Source organism: Pseudomonas sp. SWRI81, from assembly GCF_014268545.1.
Lineage (GTDB): Bacteria > Pseudomonadota > Gammaproteobacteria > Pseudomonadales > Pseudomonadaceae > Aquipseudomonas > Aquipseudomonas hamedanensis.
This window is the reverse complement of the sequence record NZ_JABWQS010000061.1, coordinates 1-26,991: the sequence shown is the minus strand read 5'-3', so window position 1 is coordinate 26,991 and position 26,991 is coordinate 1. Positions and strand designations below refer to the sequence as shown.

Sequence of the window (26,991 nt, the reverse complement as noted above, 5' to 3'; positions counted from 1 at the left end):
TTCACATGACGACGAAACCCGATCGTTACAAAAATCCTCTCGTCACACCTACAGCACTTGGGATACCTGCGGGCGTTGAGCGGAACAGGATTTCTGTGGCGAGGGGATTTATCCGCGCTCGACTGCGAAGCAGTCGCAACTCCCCTCTACACGCGGTGTGCCTGCAAAAACGCTGCTGCCAGGATTTGGGGCCGCTTCGCTGCCCAGCGGGGATAAATCCCCTCGCCGCGGTGAATCTTCACATGACGGAGAAAACCGGCTCGTTGCATAAATCCATACATCGTTACGTTCAATTGTTCGTTCCAGTTTTATTCAGATAATCCGCCTCCCCCGCCCTTCACATTTTTTTCACCCGCGCCAACCACCGTCTAAGCTTCAGACAAGTCCGATCAATCTGCGTGAATGGATCAATCGACTATGGGCGCTTTGTGGCAAACCGATTCGAGTAAAACTGTGGTTCCGACTGAACGTGTGGATGAAGCGCCTATTCCTGAAAAAACCCGCCGTCACCGGCATGGGTGGAAGGCTTTCTGGTTGTTGCTGGTGATCATTGCGGTCGTCGTGGGGTTGGCTGCGTCCAAGGAAATGCGCACCTCGCGTTTTCAGTCCCGGGAATTGAGCCAGTACGCCGCTTCGCTGACTTACAAGCTTGAACCCGGCCCCAGCGAAGCGATTCGTTATCCAGGCAACGGGCCGTTCGATCTGCGCCTGGGCTACAGCTCGCTCGACGAATTTCTGCCGCGGCTGCTCAAACGCAATTATGTGATTACCGAGCAGACGCGTTTTTCCCCGGCCCTGCTCAGCTACACCGACAAGGGCCTGTTCGTGCCCTATTCCGAAAAGATTCAGGCCGGGTTGTCAATCACCGATTGCCGCGCCGCGCCGTTGTACCAATACAACTATCCGCAACAGCTGTACGCCAGCTTCGCGGCGATTCCGCCGGTGGTGGTCAACAGCCTGTTGTTCATCGAAAACCGCTTTCTGCTCGACCCGAAACAACCGTTGGCCAACCCGGCGGTGGACTGGCCGCGCTTTGGCATGGCCGCGTGGTCGCAGGTGGCGAAGTTGCTGCGCCTGCCGGGACAGTCGGCCGGTGGCAGTACGCTGGCGACGCAACTGGAAAAGTACCGGCATTCACCGGATGGCCTGACTGTGTCGGGTGCCGAAAAGATTCGCCAGATGATTTCCGCCAGCGTGCGCGCCTATCAGGAGGGTCCGCAAACCCTCGGCGCGCGGCAGAACGTTGTGCGCGACTACCTCAACAGCGTGCCGCTGTCGGCGGTGCCGGGGCATGGTGAAGTGCACGGCATGGCCGAAGGATTGCGGGTCTGGTATGGCAGCGACTTCAACAAGGCCAACGAACAACTCAACAGCCCGGCCACCGATCCGCAAAGCATGGCCGCCAAAGGCCTGGCCCTGCGCGAAATGCTCTCGCTGATGATCGCCCAGCGCCGCCCGTCGCATTACCTGACCAAGGGCCGCGAAGAGCTCGCCAACCTCACCGACAGCCACCTGCGCCTGCTCAAGCAGAACGGCGTGATCGACAGCGCACTGGCCGACGCCGCCCTGGCCAGCACCGTCAGCTACCGCGACTGGCAGACCCAGCCGACGATGCAGCCGATTGAAACCAACAAAGGCATCAGCGTCGCCCGCAGCCGCCTGGCGAGCATGCTCAACCGGCCGCTGTATGACCTCGATCGCCTCGACCTTTCCGCCACCAGCACCCTGCAAGGCGATTTGCAGAGCCAGGCCACCGTCTACCTGAAAAAACTCGCCGACCCGGCCTACGCCGCCGAAATCGGCCTGCTCGGCGAACGCCTGCTGACCCCGACCAGCACCACCCAGGTGCGCTACAGCTTCACCCTGTTCGAGCTGACCCCGGACGGCTCCCGCGTACGCGTGCAGACCGATAGCACCGACCAACCGTTCGACATCAACGAAGGCAGCAAACTGGAACTGGGCTCGACCGCAAAAATGCGCGTGCTGACCACTTACCTGCAAATCATTGCCGAACTGCACGACAAGTACGCCACCATGGGCGTGCCGGAACTGAAAAAAGTCGAGATTCCCGAGCAGGATCGCCTGAGCCGCTGGGTTCTCGATTACCTGATTCAGAACAAGGACCACGACCTGTCGAAGATGCTCGGCGCAGCGCTGGACCGCAAATATTCGGCCAGCCCCGGCGAGGCGTTTTTCACCGGCGGTGGCTTGCACACCTTCAATAACTTTCGCAAAGAGGACAACGGCCGTCTGCCGACCCTGCGCGATGCCCTGCGCGAGTCGATCAACCTGCCGTTCATTCGCCTGATGCGCGACGTGGTGCGCTACGTCACCTACTCCGGCCCCAACAGCAGTGCCGAACTGCTCAAGGACGACCGCGACCCGCGCCGTCAGGAATACCTGGCCAGTTTTGCCGACCGCGAGGGCACCTCGTTCCTGCTCAAGTTCTGGAAAAAGTACCGGAACAAGGACACCCAGGCGCGACTGGAGACCTTCCTCGACGGCATGCGCCCGACGCCGATCCGCCTGGCCGCCGTGCATCGCTACCTGCTGCCCGAGGCCGAACAGAAAGACTTCAACAGCTTCGTGCGCTCGCACCTGAAGGGCAGCAAACTCAACGAAAAACTCACCGACGATCGCCTGATCAGGCTTTACGATGCCTACGGCCCGGGTAGCTATGATTTGCCCGATCAGGGCTTCATCGCCAAGGTGCATCCACTGGATCTGTGGCTGATGGGCTACCTGCTCAACCATCCGGACGCGACGTTCAGCCAGATCGTCAAAGCCAGCCATTTCGAGCGTCAGGAAGTCTACAGCTGGCTGTTCAAGAGCAAGCACAAGGGCGCACGCGACAGCCGAATCCGCACCATGCTGGAAATCGAAGCCTTTCTTGAGATTCACCAGCGCTGGCAGAGCGTAGGTTATCCGTTCGACCACTTGGTGCCGTCACTCGCCACCGCCATCGGCAGCTCCGGCGACCGCCCTGCGGCACTGGCCGAACTGATCGGTACGATCCTCAATGACGGCGTGCGCCTGCCAACGCTGCGCATCGACAGCCTGCATTTTGCTGCCGGCACGCCTTACGAAACCCGCCTGGTCAACGACCCGCATGCCGGCAAGCGAGTGATGCCGGTCGAAGTCGCCAGAGCCATGCGTGAAGCGCTTTCACAGGTTGTTGATGCCGGTACCGCCAAACGTGTTTCCGGCAGTTTCAAACTGGCTGATGGCACGCCATTGGCCATGGGTGGCAAAACGGGCACCGGTGATAACCGCATACAGGCCATCGGATCGGGCGGCAGAATCCTCAGTTCGAAGTCGATCAACCGCACCGCGACCTTCGTGTTCTACATCGGCGATCACCATTTCGGCACTCTCACCGCGTTCGTGCCGGGGCGCTCGGCGGAGACCTTCAAATTCACCTCGGCCCTGCCCACACAGGTGCTCAAGGGCATGGCGCCGATCCTGACGCCCTACCTGCAACCGGGCAGCGACTCGCAATGCCGGCCTGCTGCAAATACTCAGGTAACGATGGCGGCAACGGCTGAATCCGAATGGCATGGCCGCGAAGACTCACTCCGCTAACCCACCTCCGAATCCCAGATCACCGTGACACTGCCCGAATAGCTTCGGGCAGTGTCGGGCTTGATCATTTCATCCACCGCATCCTGCGCGACCTCGAAGTGCAAAGTGCCGACCTTGCGATCCAGATAAAAACCCGGTTGGAACAACTCCGTGCCGCTGCCATCACGCAACAAACGACGGCGGTTGACCGGCTGGCCGGCACCATCCGTCAGGCCGTTGGGCAACGTCACACTGACCTCCAGTGGCGCCGAGTGGCCGGAGGTCGATTCCCACAAAGCACAGGTGTTGTTGCTGTAGTACTGGCATTGCAGGTTCATTTTGAAACGGCTCGACGCCGAGATATTGAACGTCTGGTCACGCAGCAAACGCGTCGGCTTGCGGCCCTGATTCAACCAGGATTGCCAGCCGCCCGCAGGTTCCAGCACCACACGATTGCCGCCGGGCGGAATGTCGACCTTCATGGTGTGTGTGACTTTCAGGCTGAAATTGAGAGTCAGCAGCGGGTCGGCCGGAATCATCACGTCGCCCATGTCGAAATCCATGTTTGGGCCGACGGTGTAGCTGATCGATCCGGTATAGGTTCCGGCCTCCATTTTCAAGGGATCGGGGGTGCGCAATTCATAGCCGTAAACGAAGTAGAGATAGCGCATCGACATCGGAATCTGGAACTTCGCCTGTTTGCTACAAACCCCGGCGCCCTCCGGGACTCGCCAGAAGCTGTTGTAGCCGTATTCACCGGCCGTCGACCGGCCGACGCCCAGACACGGGGCAGGTGCGTAAACCCAGGCCCCGCCTTCCCACAATTGATCCCACCATGCTCCGCCGGTCAGTTCCCTGACCGGACGCGGTAAAGCGGTCTCATGTCCTATACCGGCAATCCTTAACTGGACACGATGGGTGTCGCCGGAAGCATGGGTGACCATGACATCGCGCCACTCGGATGGCACCTTGGCCATCCCGCCCTTGCGCGGGTCGGAGTGGTTGGCCTCAATCGGCGCATTGGCCGTGAACGGTATTTGCGCGATAAGGCTGAAAAGCCCCAACGATTCACAGGTCGCCGGCAATTGACGGCAGAACCCTTCGGACGGTGTCTGGTTCTTGAACTGATTGCGCTGAGGATTGGCAAAGTCCGGCTCGAAAGTGGCTTCGATGTCATGCACTTCCGCTGCGGCGGTAGCGGCCCACAGCGCCAGCAGTAAACCCGCCCATGGTCGGGATTTCGAAATGGAATTCGCCACAGGATTCACTCTCTCGGTGTCTTGGAGTTGAACAAAAAACAGTACGCTTCAGGCTGGCCGGGCTAACCGACCTCCGAATCCCAGATCACCGTGATATTGCCCTTGTAGGGTTTGTCCCGGGCGTTGTCGATCAGCCAGTTGACGTCCCTTTGGTCGACCTCGAAATGCAGCGTTCCGGGCTTGCGATCAACGTAGATACCGGGCTGAAACGGACTGCTCGGCGTCAGGCGCAAGGGCATGCGCCGGACCGGTTGTCCGGAACTGTCGGTCAATCCGTTGGGCAGGCTGACGCTGACGTTTACGGCGCCGACGTAGCCCGTCTCGCGGTCAATGATGCCGCAGCCGTTGCCAAAGCCCAGGTCATGCTCGCACTCGATCTTCATGGTGAATTTCGACGAGGCGGAAATATTGAACACTTGATCCCGATAAAGACGCGTCGGCCGGCGGCCGTGTTCCAGCCAGCCCTGCCATCCGCCCTCGGGTTCCAGCACGACCTTGTTGCCCCCCGGCGGAATTTCGACTTTGAGGGTGTGCAGCACGTCCAAAACGAAATCCAGAGTGAGGGCACCATCATCCGGTTCCATCATCGAACCCAGCTGGAAATCGCCGCTGGGGCCAATGGTGTATCCGATTGATCCGGTGTACAGACCGCTCGACATTCCCAACGGGTCGGGGGTTCTCAACTCATAAGCAATATCGAGTTTTTCGAAGTACATCGAAGGGATGCGGAACGCGGCGGTTTTGGTGCATAACGCGTCCACCGGCGTATGCCAGAAGAAACGATAGGCAGTCTGGCTGTAGCTCGCCAGACCGCTACCGCCACAAGGTGGCGGGGCATACAGCCAACCGCTGCGGGATGTCCAGAGAATGTCATGGCCTGTAGGGGCCGCGACGCCGGTGAGGTTAAACACGGTATCGCTGAGGACAAATCTTGAACCGATCCCGGTAATACGCACCTCGACCGTCTCCGTTTCGCCGGTGTCCTGATGGGTAACCGTCAACCGTTTCCAGTCCGTTGGAGCTTTGAGTGAGACATCATCTCCAGGTTCGATGGCCCTGGTTGAGTCATGACGCACCGGCAGTTCGATGCTGAACATGTTGATAGCTTCACATCTTCCCGGAAAGTAGGCGCAATAGCCGCTGTTGGGTGTCTGATTGACGAACAGGTTTTTGTTCGGCTGGGACGGGTCCGGCTGAAACAACGCACGTATTTCCTGATTGACGGCCTGCGCCTCAGTGGCGCTCAACGCCAACAGCAACGCCAGGCATTGGCTGGCCGCTGCCCGGCGCCAGGCAGGTCGGTTAAATGCCATGGGCGTCATCCCGCATCCGGTGTCTGGGCGTTGAACAGCAACAACACGTTGCCCGCGTACTCACCCGTGCGGTATCCAGCGGCCGGTTTGATCGGGGCGATCTCCAGCATTACCCGTTTGCCCGCCGCCGCTTCTTCGCGGGTCAGCACCTGCCGCGGCGTCATCGCCGCACTCAGTTCAACGCCATTGAAGGTCACGCGCAGGCTGATATCGTCCTCGGGGCGGCCATTGGACAGATAGGGTTCGGCCTCCAGCCGCGCTTCGATTGCGCTGCTGTCATGGCGCACGTCGAAATTCTTTTGCACGCTGCTCAAGGTGGAGGTGGGGTAATCCCAGTTGAGGCGCTGCGGTCGATGAATCCAGTCCGGTTCTGCCGGGATCACGTAAAACGGCCGACTGGGAATGGTCAGGGACACTTCGAAGGTATGTTCTTCCCGAGCCGCCCAGGCAGCGCTGGCGGTCAGAGCCGCCACGGCCATCAGCGCGACGACGGTGCATTGCTTGATCATGTTGGTTACCCGTTGCGTCAATGAAAGGCAGGTCCGGCGCAAACACGCCACGGCACCTGTGGCGAGGCTGTTCGCTCGCGCCGGACTGCGTTAGCGGCTGGTGATCCTGAGGTTTTTCTTGTCGTTGCCTTCGATCAGGAAGAAGCGGTATTCGCGGCCCTTTTCCTTGTCGAACGAGAAGGTCTTGCCGGTCAGCACATGGTGCTTGGTGGTCGCGCCGCAATCGGTTTCCTTGCTCAATGAGCAGCTCTTGAACTCGTCGACGATCACCACGGTGTTGCCGTCGTTGCGCAGTTCGTAACGCTTGTCGGTTTCATTGATGACCGTGGCGAAACGGGCATCCTTGGGCCGTACGAAAAAAATCGTGCCGAAACCGGTCATCACGTTGACCCCGGCAGTGAGGGTCTTTTTGTAGTCCTCACGCTCTTCGCCGCTGACGGCAAACTCGTCTTCCTTTTCCGGCACGACCGGCACGAACCGCACGCGAAAGTAACGCTCGCGGTCACGCTCGCCCATGTACAGCAAACGCGTACCCTGCATGCCTTTGGCCGGCACGATCAGCCGCGCCGGGCTGGCCATCACGCCGTTGCGCGAAGCGCCGTCGGCGGCGGCCTCCACCGGAATTTCCTTGGGCTGACCGTCGGCGTCGTAGACGATCTCCAGCACGTTGACCTTGACGAACGCGGTGGCGTCACCGCTATTGAATACACGCTTGAGGTAGGTGCTTTTATCAGCGTCCAGATAGTCGTACACGGTGCCGACATTGATCTGCGGACCGGCCTGCGCGGGCAGACAAAACACACTGAGCAGGCCCAGCAAAAAAACACGGTTCATCGTTTTCGACTCCACAAGAATTGAAAAGGGCCAGCCGGGAACGCTCACGCTTCCGAGTCCCAGATAATGGTGATATTGCCGCGCAGCTTGTCGTTCACGCCGGGTCTGAGCAGAAAGTTGATAGCAAACGGCGTCATGTAGAAATTCAGCGAACCGACTTTGCGGTCGACGTACAGCGAGGGCTGGAATGGCCCCACCCAGGTGTTGTATATCAATGGCAACCGGGTGACGTTGTAGCCGCCCGCGCCGGCAATGCCCGGCGGTAAGGTGATGGCCACCTGAATGTCGGTCGTGTTGCCCTTGGGGCTGTTCAGCCGGCAGGTGTTGCCCCCAGGGGAATTGCACAGCAACATGACCTTGAAGCGCGACGACGCCGACAGATAGAACGGCTGATCGCGGAAGATCTCGGTCGGTTTTTTCCCGCTCTCAATCCATGGCGCCCACCCGCCTGCGGGTTCCAGCGAAACTCTATTGCCGCCCGGTGGCAGCTCGACTTTCAGGGTGTGCTGCACATCCAGCACGAAATCCAGGGTCAGGTTGCTGTCATCGGGCACAAACGATGGCCCGAAGGTGAAATCACCGGTCGGCCCGATGGTGTAGTTGATCGCGCCGGTATAGAGCCCGGAGGACATCCCCAGCGGATTGGGCGTGCGCAGTTCGTAAGCGAAATCCAGGGTGTCGAACGTCATCCACGGAATGCTGAACCGCGCCACTTTGCTACAGGCCTCTTCAACCGGCGCTTTCCAGAAAAAGCGATAGGTTGCCGGGGTGTACGCGCCGACTCCGCTGTACTGACAGGGCGCAGGCGCATACACCCAACTGCTGCCCTCCCACAACGCCTGATGGGCTTTGAGCGGGTCGGTCTCGCCCGTAAGATCGCCCGCTGAATGACTGAGAAGGAAGTTGGACCCGACGCCAATAATGCGCACCTCGACCGTTTCGGCTTCCTGGGTTTCGGCATTGGTGACCACCAATTGTCGCCAGTTCGCCGGAACCCTGATCGGGATGCCGTCTCCGGGCAGCAGCGGCCGCAGGGACGGGGAGCGAATGGGCAACTGGATACTGAACATGTTGTTCTGCGCGCATTCCCCTGGATACGTCGCGCAATAACCGCTGTTCGGTGTCTGGTTGACGAATACATTCTTGTTCGGCTGGGACGGATCTGGCTGAAACAGCGCGCGAATTTCCTGGGTCGCCGCCTCGGCTCTGGGCATAACCAGCGCCAGACAAACACCGAGCACTTTCGTGGACATCTTCATCTTCATCCTCATCGCGTCAACCCGCCTTCTGCTCGGTGGACGTCACGTCAGCCAGGGTGTCTGGCGTGCAACGCAGGTCGCCGATCATCAACACGTTGTTTTCGCGCCGATGGCTGTCGGCGTCGAGGCGGAACTGGCAAAGCAACTGATTGCCCTGACGCACTTCCAGGGTCGGCGAGCCGGCGTTCATCTCCATCGAGAAGAAGCCGTCAACCTCGGTCACGCCGCGGCTGGCGTGGTTGATCACATGATGGCCCTTGAGCGGCAGGCCTTTGCCATCGACCAGACGGCCGAGCACGGTCAGGGTTTTCATCACGCGGATCTTGCGGTACTCGACGCCGCCCTTGTTCAGGTGATAACGCGTACGTGCCGGTTCGATGGTCGCGGCCGGGACGTTGTTGCCTTCAAAGTCGAAGCTCACCGAACTGTTCTGATACGCGGTGATCGGGATGAAATTGCGCCCCGGTTTGAGTGCCGCGCTGCTACCGCTGTAGTCGTCAGCACGCAACAGGATGTTGTCGATGTCCGACTCGACATCGACGATCAGCCCCGCGCCGCGCACTTCGCTCTGACTGGTCATAAGCATTTGCTCGCCGCCGATCACCAGCGTGCTGTCGAGGTTGAGGCCACCGGTGAAATTGCCGTTGTAGGACGAACGCTGGACAAAGCCATCGCCACCGACGGTGTCGGTGCGGAAGTTCGCCAGGCTGGACATGCCCACGCCATAGGTGTCGGTGAGCGCGGTGACCGACACGTTCTGCAGCACGTGGTCTTTGAAATCCCTGCGCCAGCCGAGCGAAGCATTGTTGTCGCGCGCGCCGTCACGCGCCGTACGTGAACCGATACTGCCGGTGATCTGCTGGCCAGGTGCGCCGAGCGCCAGGTTGACGCTCAGGTCGACCCCGCGATTGCGCGCATCGCCGCTGCTGTAGCTGCCCGGCCGATCAAAGATCGACAAGCGCCAGCTGGCATCGCTGCCGAACAGCTCGGTGCGCTGGGTCCAGCCCATGTCGACACCGAAGCCCTCGACATTACCCTCACTGTGCGACACCCGAGCGTTGATTGAACTCTTGCTGTTGACCCGGTGGTTGAGCGCCAGCGACGAATTGCTGGTCTGGCCGATAAACACATTGCGCGGCCGTACCCGGGTGCCATCGGGCAGGGTGTCGTAGGTGTCCGTGGTGTCGAGCCAGCTGCGGTTGTGGCTGATCACGATGCTGCCGGCGCCGTAGTTATACAGGCTTTGCAGGTCGAGGCCGGTGCCGTAATCCTCGGTCTTGTAGACGTTGGCGTACAGGCTGATGTGATTGGCCAGCGTCCAGTCGATGGACGTGCCGTATTGCAGTTTTTCGCGGATCTGACGCGCCGACATCCCGAGAATCACCCGCGGATGCAGCAGGTAATTGATCGCCGCGCCCGCAGTCGGACTGCCACTGGATTGCGTGTCCCAGTTGCTCAGCAACTTGCTTTCTTCGCCGGCGAACACGTTGTAGCGCCAGCGGTCATCGAGGTTGCGCCAGTTGTTGGGCTTGTACACCAACTCCTGGGTGGTGGAGGTGATCTGGCCGTCTTCGATCAGGCGCACTTCCACTTCATAGATACCGCCCGGCAAGGGACGGGTGTCGAGGGTCTGCAAACCGGCGGGCACTGACTGGGTATTGATCAGTAGGCCATCGCGCCAGATTTCCACCGAACCCTGGCGGTTGGCCGTGACATAGATCGGGTACACGCTGGGCATCGGCGAGTTGATGGCCAGACTGTCGGAGCTGCCGTACATGATGCCCACGGCGGTATCGGGGCTGGTGCCGAACGTACGCGGTTGGCGCGTCAGCCCTTCGGAATTGGGGGTGAAATAGCCCAGACGGAAAAAACTGCCTTGCAGTTCGCGCTGGGTGTGAAGTTCGTGTACCGCGTGGTAAAGCTTGTCATCCGGGCCGCCGAGGCGCGCCACTTGCAGATTCAGCGTCTGGCTCCAGTTGCCCAGACTGCCGGTGGCCTCCAGGCCGAAGCGACCGCCCAGATCCTGTTCCTGGCCGCCATTGAGGTTGAGCTGGTTACGCACCATCAGGCCGCTGCTGCCGCCGTTGGGCTGCTCGTAATAGCGCTTGGCCGAAACGTCGCGCTCGGCGTTTTCGGTGAGGATCGACACCGTCGAGTTTTCCAGGTTGTAGTGCAGCGCCAGTAACTGCTCGGGGCAGGCGCTGTTGCATGCCCCCAACGGTACGCCGGGCTTGAGCACACTCGCCCATTTTTCCCGCTCGGAGGGGCCAAAGCGGTTTTCGCTGGTGTCGGTAAATTCGAGCAGGGTGATGCGATCATCGCGCGACAGCACCACCATGGCCTCGCCCAATGGCTGGTGATCGAGTTCGACTCGAACCGCCAGCGGCACATCAAAGAAATGCTCCTCGAAATCCGCCGGCAAGCCCTTGGCCTGCGCCAGCAGACTGCGGGGCGTGGTGCCGGCGGAATTGGAAGCCACGGCTGCGCTGGCACAAAACAACAGCGCAAGCGCAGCCGCGATGGGTGTCATCGGGAACATGAACTCTTACTCTGATTACGAAGGTTGGAAGTCCGACGGGGCAGACATTGCTGTCTGCCCCAATCGGTAAACGCTGACTACCGTCAGGGTTGAAGGCCGAATGGGCCGATCAAGGCCCAGCCGGAGGAACGGCGTCGAAAGTCATCGCAACCACACCGGTGTAATCGCCCGGAGTGAAAGTATTACCAACGGCGCTGATTTTCAGCGGCGCACGGTAGTTCACGTCGGATTCAGCCTCACCGACGATTTCCTGTGGCGTCAGGGTCAGAACCTTGTTGTTGATCGCCACTTGCAGATCGATGCTGCTCGAACCGGAGATCAACTTCGGCACGCTGTCGAGGCTGGCGTGAACCGAACCGCTGTTGTTGCGCACGTCAAAGAAACCGGTCACGTCACGCATCTTGCCGGTCGCCGGCTGATAGCTCATGTCCTGGTCTTTGTTGACCAGATCAGGGTCGGTTGGAACGATATAGAAACCATTGGTCGGCACGTGAGCGACGAGGCTGATGGAGTGCGCAGCTTCACCGGCGGCGAACGCGCCAGTGGAAGCCATGGCCAGTGCCAGAGGAGCAGCGATTGCGAGTTTCTTGAACATCGGTCAGTACCTGTTTCTGTCTATAAGGGAGTTCATTCAAAGTTCCAACCGACCGTATCTCTAGTTGAGACAAATCAATTCGAACCTTCAACGCCGGGGCATCATCGACTGTTAGCTCTGGAATGTAAGCAGGCAACTTCCGACAACCGCGTAGCCAAACCTCCTTTGATCCCGCCAGAAAAAAGACTGAAAAACAGAGACTTGCAAAAGTAACTGTAAGTTATCCCCTACATACAGTTATCCGAAAAAAACCATGCAGGAGCTTTAATCAACAGGCATGCCAACTTAGCACTATTTAGAATACAAGCTCTACGACAACTAGAGCGTTAACTTTAACTCTCGGGTTACGCCGCAGAATTATTGATTCGGAAAATAAATTGTTGCGTTCAGGCTGGCCAACCGCTCGTCCGGCGCGTTCGGATCAGAGGAAAAAGGCCTTGCGCGAGCTTTAAGATATATCTTAAGTTGTATCTAAACACGACGAGAGAAAGCGAAAAATGAGAGACCCTCATTCTCCCCACCGCGAGCACGGTGATGGCCGCGACGGCTTCGAGAAACGCCCCGGCCGCGAACGCGGCGGACGCGGTCCGCGAGTGTTCGCCCCGGGCGATCTGAAACTGCTGCTGTTGGCGCTGATCGCCGAACAGCCGTGTCACGGCTACGACCTGATCCGCCAGATCGAAGGCATGTTCGATGGCGCCTACAGCCCGAGCCCCGGCGTGATCTACCCGACCCTGACCTTTCTGGAAGAAAGTGACCTGATTGCCGGGGACGCCGAGGGTGGCAAAAAACGCTACCGCGCCACCGACGCCGGTCGTTTGTCGTTAAGCGAACAGGCCGTGGCGCTCGACGGCGTGCGCATGCGCATCGAGGTCAGCAAGCGCTCGCTGCGCGGCCACGACCGCCCGCCGGAAATTCATGAAGCGGTGCATAACCTGCGCCATGCCCTGCAGATGCATCACGGGCGCTGGAGCGCAGCAGAGATCCTGCGCGTGCGCGATCTGCTCAACGACACCGCCAAAGCCATCGTCGACGGCCCTGCCGTTCAACCTGCCCCGGAGAAAGCCGAATGACTGCAGTCGATAGCCAAACCATTCACCGCGTGATGCACGAGATCAAACGACGCAAACTGGAAGTGTTGCGCGTCACCGACCTGACCCCGCGCATGCGCCGCATCACCCTCGGCGGGCCGGAACTGGCCGGGTTTATCAGTCTGGGCACGGACGATCACGTCAAACTGCTGTTCCCGCAGAACGCCGAGCAGGCAGCGGCGCTGGAGACCCTGGTACTCGGCGCCGGCAAGGACAACGGGCCGTTACCCGAGATGCGCGACTACACGCCGCGTCGTTATGATCTGGAAAAAATGGAACTGGACATTGATTTTGTCCTGCACGGTGACGGACCTGCCTCGATCTGGGCGGAACAGGCCCAGCCCGGACAGTTTCTGCACATCGGCGGCCCCCGCGGTTCGATGATCGTGCCGGACATTTTCGACAGCTATCTGTTGATTGGCGACGAAACCGCCCTGCCCGCCATCGCCCGCCGCCTCGAAGGTCTGGCGGCGAATCGCAAGGCGCTGGTGGTGATTGAAGTGGAAAACGGTGCCGAGCAGCAAAAGCTGGACAGTGCCGCGCAGGTCAACGTGATTTGGGTGCTGCGTGAAGGTGGCCAGGACAACCTGCTGACCACCGTCAGACAGTTGCAAGTGCCCAAGGGCAATCTGTATGCCTGGGTGGCAACCGAGACCAGGGTTTCGCGGCAGATTCGCCGTGTGCTGATCGATGAGCATGGGCTGGATGAGCAGTTCATCAAGGCTGTCGGTTACTGGCGCGCCGAGGGCTCTGACGAAGAGTAATGCTCCACCTGTAGGAGTGAGCCTGCTCGCGATAGCGCTCTATCAGTTGATGCAACTGTGAATGACAGACCGCTATCGCGAGCAGGCTCACTCCTACAATGATTTTCGGCGATCCAGACCTATCACCAGCAGGCCAATCAGCACAAACCCCACCAAAATCCCCCCGGCATTCGTCAGCACCTGTGGATAACCCAACACTGCCACATCAATGAACGGATACGCATACGCGCCAAGCAAATGCCCGCGCAGCAAGGCGTACACGAAATACACCAGTGGATAGACCAACCACAGCGGCAGGTGCCACAGGCGCAACGTGCCTTTGGGGACGCACCACCACCAATAGCCCAGAAACAGCAACGGCATGACGTCGTGGAGCAGTTCATCAGCGACAAACTGCCAACCTTCGGGATGCCACAGATGCCGCAGCAGCAGGCTGTAGGCCAATCCAACCACTGCGATGCTTACGGCAATTCCACTGCTCACCCAAGGCTTTCGAAACCAGCGCCGCACGGCGGATTCGCGATCAGTCACGGCACAGGTCAGCACCGTCGCCACCAGCGTGTTGGTCAATATGGTGAAGTAACTGAAGAAGCTCACCAGCCCGCCCAGCAGGCTGGCGCCGACGCTCAATCGTGCAAAGAAAATCAGGTACATCTGAATCGTCAGTCCTGCCCAGCCCAACACGGCCAGGCAGGTGATCAAGCGTCGCCGCCTTGCGCTGTCCATGTCAGAGCGGTCGTTTGGTGCGCATCAGCTTCACGTACAGACGCTCGACTTTCTCCCGGGCCCACGGAGTCTTGCGCAAAAACGTCAGGCTCGACTTGATGCTCGGATCGCTCTTGAAGCAACGAATGTCGATGCGCTCGGCCAGCCCCGACCACTCGTAGTGAGTCACCAGTGCGTTGAGGATCTGTTCAAGGGTCACGCCGTGCAGCGGATCGGGGGTGTGGTCGTTCATGCCAGGCCTTTGGGCGAAGTGGAAGTGCTTGAAGCCGCGCACCTTAGCCGAGGGGCTGATCGGGTGGAAGCGCTTCCTTCAAATGTAGGTCAAGGTCAAAAGATCGCAGCGTTCCGCAGCTTCTACAGGTTGTACGCAATACAAGGTAGGAGCTGCCGAAGGCTGCGATCTTTTCGCACTGTTACCAAATCCGAAAGGATGCATGTTTATAAAAGGCCTTTGTCTTTTTGTAACAGATCATTATCCTGCCGCCCTTCTGCTTAAACGCTTCACTGCCTGCGTCATATTGAAGCGCCGCAATCGCACCCGAAAAACACCAAAAAAAGACTTATTCATGCCTGATTTTTCCTCCCCCCGAGACAGCGCTATCTCAATCCTGCGCACCCTTGGCGGCTGCACCGCTCTGGCCCTCGCCACCTGCACCCAAGCCGCTCCGGCCTTCGACACTGAATCACCGTATATGCTCGGTGACTGGAACGGCACGCGCACTGAACTTTCGGAAAAAGGCTACGACTTCAAGCTCGATTACACCGGCGAAATGGGCAGCAACCTGCACGGCGGCTATGACCACGACCGCACCGCGCGCTACAGCGATCAGTTCGGCCTCGGCACGCATCTTGACCTGCAGAAGATCCTCGGCTGGAACGACGCCGAGTTCCAACTGACCATCACCAAACGCAGCGGCAATAACATCAGCAACGACCGCATCAACGACCCGCGCGTCGGCGGCTTCACCTCGGCTCAGGAAGTCTGGGGCCGTGGCCAGACCACGCGCCTGACGCAGATGTGGTACCAGCAGAAATTCCTCGACCAGAAGCTCGACATCAAGGTTGGCCGTTTCGGCGAAGGCGAGGATTTCAACAGCTTCCCCTGCGACTTCCAGAACCTGGCCTTCTGCGGTTCGCAGGTCGGCAACTGGGTCGGCGGCATCTGGTACAACTGGCCGGTCAGCCAATGGGCGCTGCGGGTCAAATACCACCTGACGCCGGAGCTGTACGCGCAGGTCGGCGCCTATGAGCAGAATCCGTCGAACCTGGATCGCGGCAACGGTTTCAAACTCAGCGGCAGCGGCACTCAAGGCGCAATCCTGCCGATCGAACTGGTGTGGACGCCGAAGCTCAACGGCCTGCCAGGCGAATACCGCGCCGGCTACTACTACAGCAACGCCAAGGCCTCTGACGTTTATAAAGACCAGAACGGCCAGTCGGCGGCCCTCAGCGGCGAAGCCTACCGCAGCGCGTCGAGCAAGCATGGCGTGTGGCTGGGCGTGCAGCAGCAGATCACCAGCGTCGCCAGCGACAACTCCCGTGGCTTGAGCCTGTTCGCCAACGCGACGATGCACGACAAGAAAACCAACGCTATCGACAACTACGTGCAGGCCGGCCTGACCTACAAAGGCCCGTTTGATGCCCGCGCCAAGGACGACATCGGTTTCGCCCTCGCCCGCGTGCACGTCAACCCGGCCTATCGCAAAAACGCCGAAATGAGCAACCGCGCCAATGCCGTCTACGACTACGACGATCCGTCCTTCCTGCCACCGCAGGACACCGAATACAGCGCCGAGCTGTATTACGGCGTGCACGTGACGAACTGGCTGACCGTACGCCCGAACCTGCAATACATTCGCCACCCCGGTGGCGTGAACGACGTCGACGACGCCCTGATCGGCGGAATCAAGATCCAGTCGTCGTTCTAAAGCACCACACAGATCCATTGTAGGAGTGAGCCTGCTCGCGATAGCGGTATTCCAGGCGACACCTCCAGTGACTGACACACCGCTATCGCGAGCAGGCTCACTCCTACACAAATGAAATTCGTTAGCCGAACAAGTTTTTCAACTGAACCATGCCCACGCCAAATCGTCATCTAAAGTGACTACAGCGCGGGACTACATAAACGTCACGGAGAATCACACTATGAGCACCGAAAGTGCTTCGAGTCGGGGCCGTCTGCTACCGGGCCTGCTCGGCATCCTGCTGTTACTGATGGGCCTGGCCATGCTGGCCGGGGGAATCAAGCTGAGCACGCTCGGCGGTTCGCTGTACTACCTGCTGGCCGGTATCGGCATCGCCCTGACCGGCATTCTGCTGCTGATGCGCCGACGCGCGGCGCTGGGCCTGTACGCCATCGTACTGTTTGCCAGCACCGTGTGGGCGTTGTGGGAAGTCGGCCTGGACTGGTGGCAATTGGTGCCGCGTCTGGCGCTGTGGTTTGTCCTCGGCTTCGTGATGCTGCTGCCGTGGTTCCGTCGTCCGCTGCTGCTCAACGGCCCGGCAAAAATCGGCACCGGCGGTCTGACCGTCGCCGTGATCCTGGCCGGTGTGACCGCGTTGGCCAGCCTGTTCACCCACCCGGGCGAAACCTTCGGCGAACTGGGCCGCGACACCGCAGACATGACCAGCACCGCACCGGCCATGCCCGATGGCGACTGGCAGGCTTACGGTCGCACCGAATTCGGTGACCGCTACTCGCCGCTCAAGCAGATCACCCCGCAGAACGTCGGCAAGCTGCAAGAAGCCTGGCGCATCCAGACCGGCGACCTGCCGACCGCGGATGATCCGGTCGAGCTGACCAACGAGAACACCCCGCTCAAAGCCAACGGCATGGTCTATGCCTGCACCGCGCACAGCAAAGTGCTGGCACTGGACCCGGACACCGGTAAGGAACTGTGGCGCTTCGACCCGCAGATCAAGAGCCCGGTCGGCTTCAAGGGCTTCGCCCACATGACCTGCCGTGGCGTGTCGTACTACGACGAAGCCGCCTATGCCAAGGCTGAGAACGCTGGTTCCGCCGTCATCTCCGAAGCTGGCCAAGCCGTTGCTCAGGCCTGCCCGCGTCGTCTGTACCTGCCGACCGCTGATGCCCGCCTGATCGCACTGAATGCCGACACCGGCAAAATCTGCGAAGGCTTCGGCAACAACGGCGTGGTCGACCTGACCCAGGGTATTGGCCCGTTCACCGCCGGCGGCTACTACTCCACTTCGCCCGCGGCGATTACCCGTGATCTGGTGATCATGGGCGGTCACGTCACCGACAACGAATCGACCAACGAGCCATCGGGCGTGATCCGCGCGTTCGACGTGCGCGACGGTCACCTGGTGTGGAACTGGGACAGCGACAAGCCAGACGCCACCGAGCCTCTGGCCCCGGGCGAAACCTACAGCCGCAACTCGGCGAACATGTGGTCGCTGGCCAGTGTCGACGAAAAACTCGGCATGGTTTACCTGCCACTGGGCAACCAGACCCCGGACCAATGGGGCGGCAACCGCACCCCGGGCGCCGAGAAATTCAGCGCCGGTATCGTCGCGCTGGACCTGGCCACCGGTAAAGTGCGCTGGAACTACCAGTTCACCCACCACGACCTGTGGGACATGGACGTAGGCAGCCAGCCAACCCTGCTCGACATGAAAACCGCCGACGGCGTGAAACCTGCGCTGATCGCTCCGACCAAGCAGGGCAGCCTCTACGTCCTCGACCGTCGTGACGGCACGCCGATCATCCCGATCAAGGAAATCCCGGTTCCGCAAGGCGCCGTGAAAGGCGACCACACCGCACCGACCCAGGCCCGTTCGGACCTTAACCTGCTGGCCCCGGAACTGACCGAAAAAGCCATGTGGGGTGCGAGCCCGTTCGACCAGATGCTGTGCCGCATCCAGTTCAAGGAACTGCGTTATGAGGGCCAGTACACCCCGCCATCGGAACAGGGCAGTCTGATCTACCCGGGCAACGTCGGCGTGTTCAACTGGGGCGGCGTCTCGGTCGACCCGGTTCGCCAGATGCTGTTCACCAGCCCGAACTACATGGCCTTCGTGTCGAAAATGGTCCCACGCGCCGAAGTCGCCGCCGACAGCAAGCGCGAAAGCGAAACCGCTGGCGTGCAGCCCAACACTGGCGCGCCATACGCGGTAATCATGCACCCGTTCATGTCGCCTCTCGGCGTACCGTGCCAGGCCCCGGCCTGGGGCTACGTCGCCGGCATCGACCTGACCACCGGCAAAGTCGTGTGGAAACGCAAGAACGGCACCAGCCGCGACAGCTCACCGATCCCGATCGGCTTCACCCTGGGCGTGCCGAGCATGGGCGGCTCGATCGTCACCGCCGGCGGCGTCGGTTTCCTCAGCGGCACCCTCGACCAGTACCTGCGCGCCTATGACGTGAATACCGGCAAAGAGCTGTGGAAATCGCGTCTGCCAGCAGGTGGCCAGGCGACCCCGATGACTTACACCGGCAAGGACGGCAAGCAATACGTGCTGCTTGTTGTCGGCGGCCACGGCTCGCTGGGCACCAAGATGGGTGACTACATCATTGCGTACAAACTGCCGGAATAAGCGTTAGCTGCTGGTAGTGAAAAGGCGATGTCCCGCAGGGGGCATCGCCTTTTTTTGTGAGCCTGATTTTCACGCTGAACTCAAACCCTGTGGGAGCGAGCTTGCTCGCGAAGGCGTCGGAACATCCAATATTGAGCGGGACTGACACAGCGCCTTCGCGAGCAGGGCCACCCATACCCTGATCAACCCTGCCCTCGCCGTATAACCCATATCAACAGGTTTCATCGCGAACAAGTATAAAAGCCTGTCAGATATGACAGTTCACCGCTTTGAGCGCCCCCCGCAGACTTCCAGTCTCAAGACATCAATCACAAGGAACCACGCAATGACAAATCCAAACGCATCCCCGGCAGTCTGGGTAAGAGGTACGCTTAACGTTGCTGTAAAAGGCATCATTGGCGGCACGCCGGTCGATCTGGCAAGCTTTCTGACGAGCAGAATTTCGGCATCTTTCAACCCGCTTGGCGGTTACAGTTTCACTTTCGAAGATAACCACGGTTCATCGAGCGAACGAAAACTCTCTATCTCGCTTCGCACCTTGCTGGATCCGTCAATCTCTGGCTACTTAGAATATGTTGTTACCGAACGCGGAGCCCAGATTTATGACTACGAAGTGACATCCTGTTCCAGCATTGCTGTAACTCAGCTCAATCCCCGCCTGTATCGCTACTCCCTCGATAACTTTCAACTTTCCGGCAAGGCACGCCACGGTGATGAAACGCGTGAACTCACCGGAGGGGGATCGTTTCTTGTCCAAGAGCTGACTTACCCCATCTAGCCAGCAGGTCAGGTTCAGTCATTGGGTTATTTCGGACTGTGGGAAAGGTGCTTGTCCTACAGACCTGGTGGTTGCGCGGAGTTTTCCGACAGGTCGCGTCGGTTGTGCTTGGGAAATGCGCTAGATAGGCTCGTAGGGTCGCTGCCAATTCAGCGACCGGGCGTCGCGGCCCGGGTTATGAGGCATAATCGCCGCCACTGAACAGCTGCTTGCAGTTATTCATGGTGGCTGTACGCGGGATACCTTCGGGTATGCCGAATGCCTCAGGTCGGTCCGCGAACCTGCGTACAGCTGCCACCCTCAGATTGCGTCGCGGCAATTTTGAGAAGTGGCCCCTAACCTGAGGCGTCACCATGTCCAAACCCACACCCAATCCCCCCGAAACCGAAAGCACCTCCCCGTATCAATCCCCCGAATCCAGAAAACTCCACGAAGCCGCCGAGCGCGCGCTGGACCACTATCTGAAGCCACCCGCCAGCCCTGACAAATCCCACAAACCCAGCACCATGTTCCAGGTCACCCCGGATCAGGACAACGAAAGCCTGCTGGCCCACGCGTGCGAATCCCTCGCGTCGGCGAGTGTGATGGCCAGTGACATTGCGGCCTATGTGGACAGCCCGCAGCGGCATACCATTCTGGCAATCCAGCAAGTAATCATGCTGGCCGAACTGGCGGTGAATCGCGTGCTGGACAACTACGAAATCCCCCAATCCCCGACACACAGCTAAATCCCTGCTCGCGAAGGCGTCGGCACATTCAGTCGTTATGGTGCCTGATACACCGCATTCGCGAGCAGGCTCGCTCCCACAATGAAACCGAGTGCGTCCGGTAGACATTGGTCGGCTGTCAGGTCGCCATCGCGAGCAGGCTCACTCCTACAATGAAACCGAGTGCGTCCGGTAGACATTGGTCGGCTGCCAGGCCGCCATCGCGAGCAGGCTCACTCCTACAATGAAACCGAGTGCGTCCGGTAGACATTGGTCGGCTGTCAGGCTGCCATCGCGAGCAGGCTCACTCCTACAGTTAAATAGGGTACATCAGCGAGAACAGGTCGGCTGTCAGGTCGCCTTCGCGAACAGGCTCACTCCCACAGAAAAGCCAAAGCAGCGCAGCTGCCCGCGGCAAAGCCGCCCCACTCAACAATGAGCGCAAGCTCGAGTACCGCTCTTGATCTTGATCCACGGGCGACGTCGGAAGGCTGAGTGGAGGGATTGATCCGGGCGTGGGAGCGCAGCGACCGTCTGGCGCAGCCAGACACAGCGGAAGGAGGTGCAGCGAAGCAAACCGGAAACGCTGCGCCCGGATCGATCCCGCAGCGAAGGAACCCGAGCCTGCGAGGGCCGAACGCAGGAGCAAGCCTTTTCGGTTACCTTTTCGGCGTCTGGAAAAGGTGACTCGCCGTAAGGGCGAAACCGCCAGCCGCAGCACCGCAAAAACGGATATTCACCCAAAACCCCAAGAACCTGGCCGGCCCAAAAGCCGCCAAGGTCAGCCAAAGTCAAAAACTGTCCAAACCCTGAACACACAAGCAGAAACACACCCCCCCCATTGAAACCACCCCACCCCTGCCCCATCTAAGACCCCATACCCCATTGCGCAGGTGCCCCATGACCGACCAGCAAGATCGCCCGGACAACCACGACGACTACGAAACCGACCACATCGAACACACCTCCTCCGGCACCGGCCTGGCGCTGCCCGGGCAAAACCTGCCGGACAAGGTCTACATCATCCCGATCCACAACCGCCCGTTCTTCCCGGCGCAGGTCCTGCCGGTCATCGTCAACGAAGAACCGTGGGCCGAAACCCTCGAACTGGTCAGCAAATCCGAACACCATTCCCTGGCCCTGTTCTTCATGGACACACCCCAGGAAGACCCGCGCCACTTCGACACCGGCGCCCTCCCCGAATACGGCACGCTGGTCAAGGTCCACCACGCCAGCCGCGAGAACGGCAAACTGCAATTCGTCGCCCAGGGCCTGAGCCGAGTACGCATCAAGACCTGGCTCAAGCACCACCGCCCACCGTATCTGGTCGAAGTCGAATACCCGCACCAGCCCACCGAGCCGACCGACGAGGTCAAGGCCTACGGCATGGCGCTGATCAACGCGATCAAGGAACTGCTGCCGCTCAACCCGCTGTACAGCGAAGAGCTGAAAAACTACCTCAACCGCTTCAGCCCCAACGATCCGTCGCCACTGACCGACTTCGCCGCCGCCCTGACGTCCGCCACCGGCCCCGAGTTGCAGGAAGTGCTCGACTGCGTGCCGATGCTCAAGCGCATGGAAAAAGTCCTGCCGATGCTGCGCAAGGAAGTCGAAGTCGCGCGCCTGCAGAAAGAGATTTCGGCCGAAGTTAACCGCAAGATCGGCGAGCATCAGCGCGAATTCTTTCTGAAAGAACAACTCAAGGTCATCCAGCAGGAACTCGGCCTGACCAAGGACGACCGCAGCGCCGACCTCGAACAGTTCCAGCAGCGTCTGGAAGGCAAAGTGCTGCCGGCGCAGGTGCAGAAACGCCTCGAAGAAGAAACCCACAAGCTGTCGATCCTCGAAACCGGCTCGCCGGAATACGCGGTCACGCGCAATTATCTGGACTGGGCCACCTCGGTGCCGTGGGGCGTCTATGGCGAGGACAAACTCGACCTAAAGCACGCGCGCAAAATCCTCGACAAGCACCACGCAGGCCTGGACGACATCAAGGATCGCATCCTCGAATTCCTCGCCGTCGGTGCCTATAAAGGCGAAATCAGCGGCTCGATCGTGCTGCTGGTCGGACCGCCGGGCGTGGGCAAGACCAGCGTCGGCAAATCCATCGCCGAATCCCTCGGCCGACCGTTCTACCGTTTCAGCCTCGGCGGCATGCGCGACGAAGCCGAGATCAAGGGCCACCGTCGCACCTACATCGGCGCACAGCCGGGCAAACTGGTGCAGGCGTTGAAAGACGTCGAAGTGATGAACCCGGTGATCATGCTCGACGAGATCGACAAGATGGGCCAGAGCTATCAGGGCGACCCGGCCTCGGCACTGCTGGAAACTCTCGATCCGGAACAGAACGTCGAATTCCTCGACCACTACCTCGACCTGCGCATGGACCTGTCGAAAGTCCTGTTCGTCTGCACCGCCAACACCCTCGATTCGATCCCCGGCCCACTGCTCGACCGCATGGAAGTGATTCGTCTGTCGGGCTATATCACCGAAGAAAAAGTCGCCATCGCCAAGCGTCACCTGTGGCCGAAATTGCTCGAAAAGGCCGGCGTGTCCAAGGGCAGCCTGAGCATCAGCGACACCGCGCTCAAAGCCTTGATCGACGGTTACGCCCGTGAAGCCGGGGTGCGCCAGCTGGAAAAGCAGATGGGCAAACTGGTGCGCAAAGCGGTGATGAAACTGATCGACGACCCGAAAGCGGTGATCAAACTCGGGCCGAAAGACCTTGAAGCCTCGCTCGGCCACCCGGTGTTCCGCAACGAACAAGTGCTGTCCGGCACCGGAGTGATTACCGGTCTGGCCTGGACCAGCATGGGCGGCGCGACGTTACCGATCGAAGCCACCCGCATTCACACGCTCAACCGTGGGTTCAAGCTCACCGGGCAATTGGGCGATGTGATGAAAGAGTCTGCGGAAATCGCCTACAGCTACGTCAGTTCGCACCTGAAGCAGTTCGGCGGTGATGCGAAGTTCTTCGACGAAGCCTTCGTCCACCTGCATGTGCCGGAAGGCGCAACACCCAAGGACGGCCCAAGTGCCGGCGTGACCATGGCCAGTGCCTTGCTGTCTCTGGCGCGTAATCAGCCACCGAAAAAAGGCGTGGCGATGACCGGCGAACTGACACTGACCGGACATGTGCTGCCGATTGGCGGGGTGCGCGAGAAAGTGATCGCGGCGCGGCGGCAGAAGATTTTCGAGCTGATTCTGCCGGAGCCGAACCGGGGTAATTTTGAAGAGTTGCCGGATTATCTGAAGGAAGGGATTACCGTGCACTTCGCGAAGAAGTTTGCGGACGTGGCGAAAATCTTGTTCTAACCCGATGCAAACAGGGCATCGCCTCTTGGCAATGCCCTGTTATCTCTATAACCAGATGCGAAAAAACCTATCGCAAAAAACAATAAAAACCTGTCAAGTCTACCAGTAGCGCCTCGTCAGACCGCCCCTCAAACTTCCCTCTCGAAGCGACTCATTGAGGGAACTCATTATGCCAAGGCAATCGCGTCTTCCCGGTTATTTCAGAGCAACTAAAAAGGGCGTACCGCTCTTCGAGGTCGACCATATAGAGGTGACGAACGGCCAGTACATAACCATTGAGGGTTCAAAAGAGCTGGCGTTTCCGAATCAACACGCAATCCGCCTTACCATTGACTCGTTAACGCCTAACGGTGATCACGTATTCGAGATAGGTAAGTATTTACAACAAGTGTTCTACCTCAACATAGGTGGAACCCAGTACGCCCAGCGGGGAACTTTCACTTCCTACCTGGACATCCCTAACAGGAAATATCAAATCGACTGTGAGCTTGATTTTCCTGGCCATACTGATCCTATAAAGATCGAACTCGACGTTAGCGGATAAGCGCCCTCCGACCAGGTGAAACGAGACCGCGTAGCCTCAGCCTGCGCGGGCTTGGTCACATTCTGTCTCATCTTCAGTTATGCTCGCCGTTCGTCGTTACCGCCGGAGCTGCTGATCTTATGTCCCCCACTCGCCTGTTTCTCCCCCTCGCCCTTTCCTTGCTGGCCGCCTGCGCCACGCAACCGAAACACAACGTGACTGTGGAGAAACAAAGCGAATGCCCCGTGCGGCTCAGCACCGGGCAAAACCTGATCATCACGCTGCCGAGCAACCCGACCACCGGCTACCGCTGGGCGATTCAGGATTCGGCGGGCGGCGTGTTGCGCGCGCTCAGTCCCGAGGTTTACAGCAACCCTGAAGATGCCGGCGTGGTCGGTGCGGCGGGCGTTTCGACCTGGCGCTTCCAGGCCTTCGCGGCCGGCACCGGGCGTTTGCGCCTGACCTCGCAACAACCGTGGGCACCGGAAGTGCTGCCCGTGGAAACCTTTGACTGCGCCATTTCGGTAAATTGATTGCCTCAGCGCTCTTCCAGACCCAGCGCTGACCTTTTGTGGCGAGGGAGCTTGCTCCCGCTCGGCTGCTCAGCAGCCGCAGAACCGGTGTTTGAGGGGGCCCTGCAGTACCGCGTGCACCGCGTTCAGGGTCGCTTCGCAACCCAGCGGGAGCAAGCTCCCTCGCCACACAGGCGCATTTCACGTTTCGCACGGGTGCTTTATCAGACAACCCAAGCATCCGCGCCCCACTTTGGCTAAAATGCCGGCCTTTTCCACCGATACCGCCGGAACCGCCGTGAGCAAAGAACCCGATCGCCTATTCGCCCAGCCTTTGGCCCAGGTGCCTGACTTCGCCTTCAATGAAGACGTGGTACGGGTGTTCCCGGACATGATCAAGCGCTCGGTGCCGGGTTACCCGACCATCGTTGAAAACCTTGGCGTGCTCGCCGCGCAATTCGCTCAGCCGAACAGCGTGCTCTATGACCTCGGCTCGTCGCTGGGTGCAGTGACCCAGGCCCTGCGCCGCCATGTACGCACCGACGGGTGTCGGGTGATTGCTGTGGATAACTCGGCGGCGATGGTCGAACGCTGCCGCGAATACCTCAACGGTCAGGATTCGATGTTTCAGGAATTGCTGCCGGTTGAAGTGGTTGAGGGCGATATCCTCGCATTGGAGTTCCAGCCAGCCTCGGTAGTGGCGCTGAACTTCACCCTGCAGTTCATCGCCCCGGATCAGCGCACCGCGTTGCTCTCGCGCATTTGCCAATCGTTGTTGCCCGGCGGCGCGCTGATTCTTTCGGAGAAACTGCGTTTCAACGATGCCGAAGAGCACGCGCTGCTGACCGACCTGCACGTGGCGTTCAAACGCGCCAACGGCTACAGCGAACTGGAAATCGCCCAGAAGCGCAGCGCCATCGAAAACGTCATGAAGCCCGACAGCCTCGAAGAACACCGCGAACGCCTGCTGGCCGCCGGGTTCTCGAAAGTCGTGCCGTGGTTCCAGTGTCTTAACTTTGCCTCGTTGATTGCCTTGCCATGATTGATCTGTCCCCCCTCGCCCGCCGTCTGGCCGGTACACCGCTGGCCGAATGGGCCAATACTTTGCAGGCACAACTCGACAAGAAAATGGAGAAAGGCCACGGCGATCTGGAGCGCTGGCAGAGTGCGCTGGATGCCTTGCCGAAGATTCAGCCAAGCGAAATCGACTTGCTCAACGGCCTGAAGCTCGACACCGACTGCGACGACGAGACGCGCGCCCAGATGCGCACCGCGCTGATGGGCCTGTCACCGTGGCGCAAGGGACCGTTCGATCTGTTCGGCGTGCATGTCGACACCGAGTGGCGCTCGGACTGGAAATGGTCGCGGGTCGCCCCGCATCTGGACCTCAAAGGCAAGCGCATCCTCGATGTCGGTTGCGGCAATGGCTATTACATGTGGCGCATGCTCGGTGCCGGCGCCGACAGCGTGATTGGTGTTGACCCGAACTGGCTGTTCTTCTGCCAGTTCCAGGCGGTGCAACGCTATCTGTCCGAGCCAAACGCCTGGCATCTGCCGTTCCCGTTCGAAGACCTGCCGCCGAACCTTGAAGGCTTCGACACGGTGTTTTCCATGGGCGTGTTCTATCACCGTCGCTCACCGATCGAGCATTTGCTGGCGCTCAAGGATTGCCTGGTCAAGGGCGGCGAACTGGTGCTGGAAACCCTGGTGGTCGAAGGCGACAAGCATCAAGTGCTGGTGCCGGAAGATCGCTACGCACAGATGCGCAACGTGTGGTTCCTGCCGTCGGTGCCTGCACTGGAGTTGTGGCTGCGCCGGGCCGGGTTCACCGAGATTCGTTGCGTGGATGTCAGCACCACGACGGTGGAGGAACAACGCGGCACCGAGTGGATGAAGTATCAGTCGCTGAGCGATTTTCTTGATCCTGAGGATCACAGCAAAACCATTGAAGGACTGCCGGCGCCGATGCGGGCGGTGATCGTCGCCAAGAAATAACCCAATCTCCCGAACAATGGAGATCCCCTTGTGGGAGCGGGCTTGCTCGCGAAAGCGATGTCTCAGTCACTATCCATTCTGAATGTACCGACGCTTTCGCGAGCAAGCCCGCTCCCACAATTTGACTGCATTACTGCCGTTGAAATGCGGC

The 26,991-nt window shown here is 59.8% G+C and carries 21 protein-coding genes; 12 read left to right on the top strand and 9 right to left on the bottom strand.

Going from position 1 to position 26,991, the window contains the following annotated elements; all coding sequences use genetic code 11:
- Positions 1-417 precede the first annotated feature (417 nt).
- Positions 418-3,582 carry a transglycosylase domain-containing protein gene (locus HU765_RS25105; RefSeq protein ID WP_186623681.1) on the top strand — a complete coding sequence of 1,055 codons (3,165 nt, stop codon included), beginning with the start codon at positions 418-420 and terminating at the stop codon, positions 3,580-3,582.
- Here HU765_RS25105 and HU765_RS25100 read toward each other — a convergent pair.
- From HU765_RS25100 to HU765_RS25070, 7 genes are all read right to left on the bottom strand, one after another.
- Positions 3,579-4,820 (bottom strand): hypothetical protein, encoded by a 1,242-nt coding sequence (locus tag HU765_RS25100; RefSeq protein ID WP_186623680.1) that lies wholly within the window; start codon positions 4,818-4,820, stop codon positions 3,579-3,581. The genes HU765_RS25105 and HU765_RS25100 overlap by 4 nt on opposite strands.
- Positions 4,821-4,882: 62 nt before the next feature.
- Positions 4,883-6,133 (bottom strand): hypothetical protein, encoded by a 1,251-nt coding sequence (locus HU765_RS25095; RefSeq protein ID WP_186623679.1) that lies wholly within the window; start codon positions 6,131-6,133, stop codon positions 4,883-4,885.
- A 5-nt stretch (positions 6,134-6,138) separates the two neighbouring features.
- A complete protein-coding gene (locus HU765_RS25090) occupies positions 6,139-6,642 on the bottom strand; it encodes a CS1 type fimbrial major subunit (RefSeq protein ID WP_186623677.1) in 504 nt (167 codons plus the stop codon).
- A 90-nt stretch (positions 6,643-6,732) separates the two neighbouring features.
- Positions 6,733-7,476, bottom strand: a complete 744-nt coding sequence (locus HU765_RS25085) for a molecular chaperone (protein WP_186623675.1) — start codon at positions 7,474-7,476, stop codon at positions 6,733-6,735.
- Positions 7,477-7,520: 44 nt separating this feature from the next.
- Positions 7,521-8,735, bottom strand: a complete 1,215-nt coding sequence (locus tag HU765_RS25080; protein ID WP_186623674.1) for a hypothetical protein — start codon at positions 8,733-8,735, stop codon at positions 7,521-7,523.
- Positions 8,736-8,751: 16 nt separating this feature from the next.
- On the bottom strand, positions 8,752-11,274 hold the full coding sequence (locus HU765_RS25075) for a CS1-pili formation C-terminal domain-containing protein (protein WP_186623673.1): 2,523 nt from the start codon (positions 11,272-11,274) through the stop codon (positions 8,752-8,754).
- A 109-nt stretch (positions 11,275-11,383) separates the two neighbouring features.
- Positions 11,384-11,869 (bottom strand): CS1 type fimbrial major subunit, encoded by a 486-nt coding sequence (locus tag HU765_RS25070; protein ID WP_186552379.1) that lies wholly within the window; start codon positions 11,867-11,869, stop codon positions 11,384-11,386.
- A gap of 497 nt (positions 11,870-12,366) precedes the next feature.
- Between HU765_RS25070 and HU765_RS25065 the strand changes: the two genes are divergently transcribed.
- Entirely contained in the window at positions 12,367-12,942 is a 576-nt protein-coding gene (locus HU765_RS25065) for a PadR family transcriptional regulator (protein ID WP_186623671.1), read from the top strand.
- The gene (locus tag HU765_RS25060) at positions 12,939-13,724 is read left to right on the top strand and encodes a siderophore-interacting protein (RefSeq protein WP_186623670.1); all 786 of its coding nucleotides are present in this window, start codon (positions 12,939-12,941) and stop codon (positions 13,722-13,724) included. The genes HU765_RS25065 and HU765_RS25060 overlap by 4 nt, the downstream gene beginning before the upstream one ends.
- Positions 13,725-13,817: 93 nt before the next feature.
- On the opposite strand, the gene HU765_RS25055 is transcribed toward HU765_RS25060, so the two are convergent.
- Together HU765_RS25055 and HU765_RS25050 are read right to left on the bottom strand one after the other, a co-directional pair.
- Complete coding sequence (locus HU765_RS25055; protein WP_186623669.1) at positions 13,818-14,450, bottom strand: Pr6Pr family membrane protein; 633 nt, start codon at positions 14,448-14,450, stop codon at positions 13,818-13,820.
- A 1-nt stretch (position 14,451) separates the two neighbouring features.
- Complete coding sequence (locus HU765_RS25050; protein ID WP_186623668.1) at positions 14,452-14,682, bottom strand: VF530 family protein; 231 nt, start codon at positions 14,680-14,682, stop codon at positions 14,452-14,454.
- A 334-nt stretch (positions 14,683-15,016) separates the two neighbouring features.
- Between HU765_RS25050 and HU765_RS25045 the strand changes: the two genes are divergently transcribed.
- The 9 genes from HU765_RS25045 (at position 15,017) to cmoB (ending at position 26,840) form a co-directional block, all read left to right on the top strand.
- On the top strand, positions 15,017-16,378 hold the full coding sequence (locus HU765_RS25045; protein ID WP_186623667.1) for a carbohydrate porin: 1,362 nt from the start codon (positions 15,017-15,019) through the stop codon (positions 16,376-16,378).
- A gap of 220 nt (positions 16,379-16,598) precedes the next feature.
- Positions 16,599-19,010: a glucose/quinate/shikimate family membrane-bound PQQ-dependent dehydrogenase gene (locus HU765_RS25040; protein WP_186623665.1), complete on the top strand. Its 2,412-nt coding sequence runs from the start codon at positions 16,599-16,601 to the stop codon at positions 19,008-19,010.
- 325 nt (positions 19,011-19,335) lie between these two features.
- Entirely contained in the window at positions 19,336-19,788 is a 453-nt protein-coding gene (locus HU765_RS25035; RefSeq protein ID WP_186623663.1) for a hypothetical protein, read from the top strand.
- Positions 19,789-20,141: 353 nt separating this feature from the next.
- Positions 20,142-20,516, top strand: a complete 375-nt coding sequence (locus HU765_RS25030; RefSeq protein ID WP_186623661.1) for a DUF6124 family protein — start codon at positions 20,142-20,144, stop codon at positions 20,514-20,516.
- An 879-nt stretch (positions 20,517-21,395) separates the two neighbouring features.
- Positions 21,396-23,810, top strand: coding sequence for an endopeptidase La (lon, locus tag HU765_RS25025; RefSeq protein WP_238344762.1), 2,415 nt, complete (start codon positions 21,396-21,398; stop codon positions 23,808-23,810).
- A 169-nt stretch (positions 23,811-23,979) separates the two neighbouring features.
- Entirely contained in the window at positions 23,980-24,354 is a 375-nt protein-coding gene (locus tag HU765_RS25020; protein ID WP_186623660.1) for a hypothetical protein, read from the top strand.
- 119 nt (positions 24,355-24,473) lie between these two features.
- Complete coding sequence (locus HU765_RS25015; protein ID WP_186623658.1) at positions 24,474-24,866, top strand: protease inhibitor I42 family protein; 393 nt, start codon at positions 24,474-24,476, stop codon at positions 24,864-24,866.
- A gap of 241 nt (positions 24,867-25,107) precedes the next feature.
- The gene (cmoA, locus tag HU765_RS25010) at positions 25,108-25,887 is read left to right on the top strand and encodes a carboxy-S-adenosyl-L-methionine synthase CmoA (protein ID WP_186623656.1); all 780 of its coding nucleotides are present in this window, start codon (positions 25,108-25,110) and stop codon (positions 25,885-25,887) included.
- Entirely contained in the window at positions 25,884-26,840 is a 957-nt protein-coding gene (gene cmoB, locus HU765_RS25005; RefSeq protein WP_186623655.1) for a tRNA 5-methoxyuridine(34)/uridine 5-oxyacetic acid(34) synthase CmoB, read from the top strand. Before cmoA ends, cmoB begins: the two co-directional genes overlap by 4 nt.
- Positions 26,841-26,991: the final 151 nt, after the last annotated feature.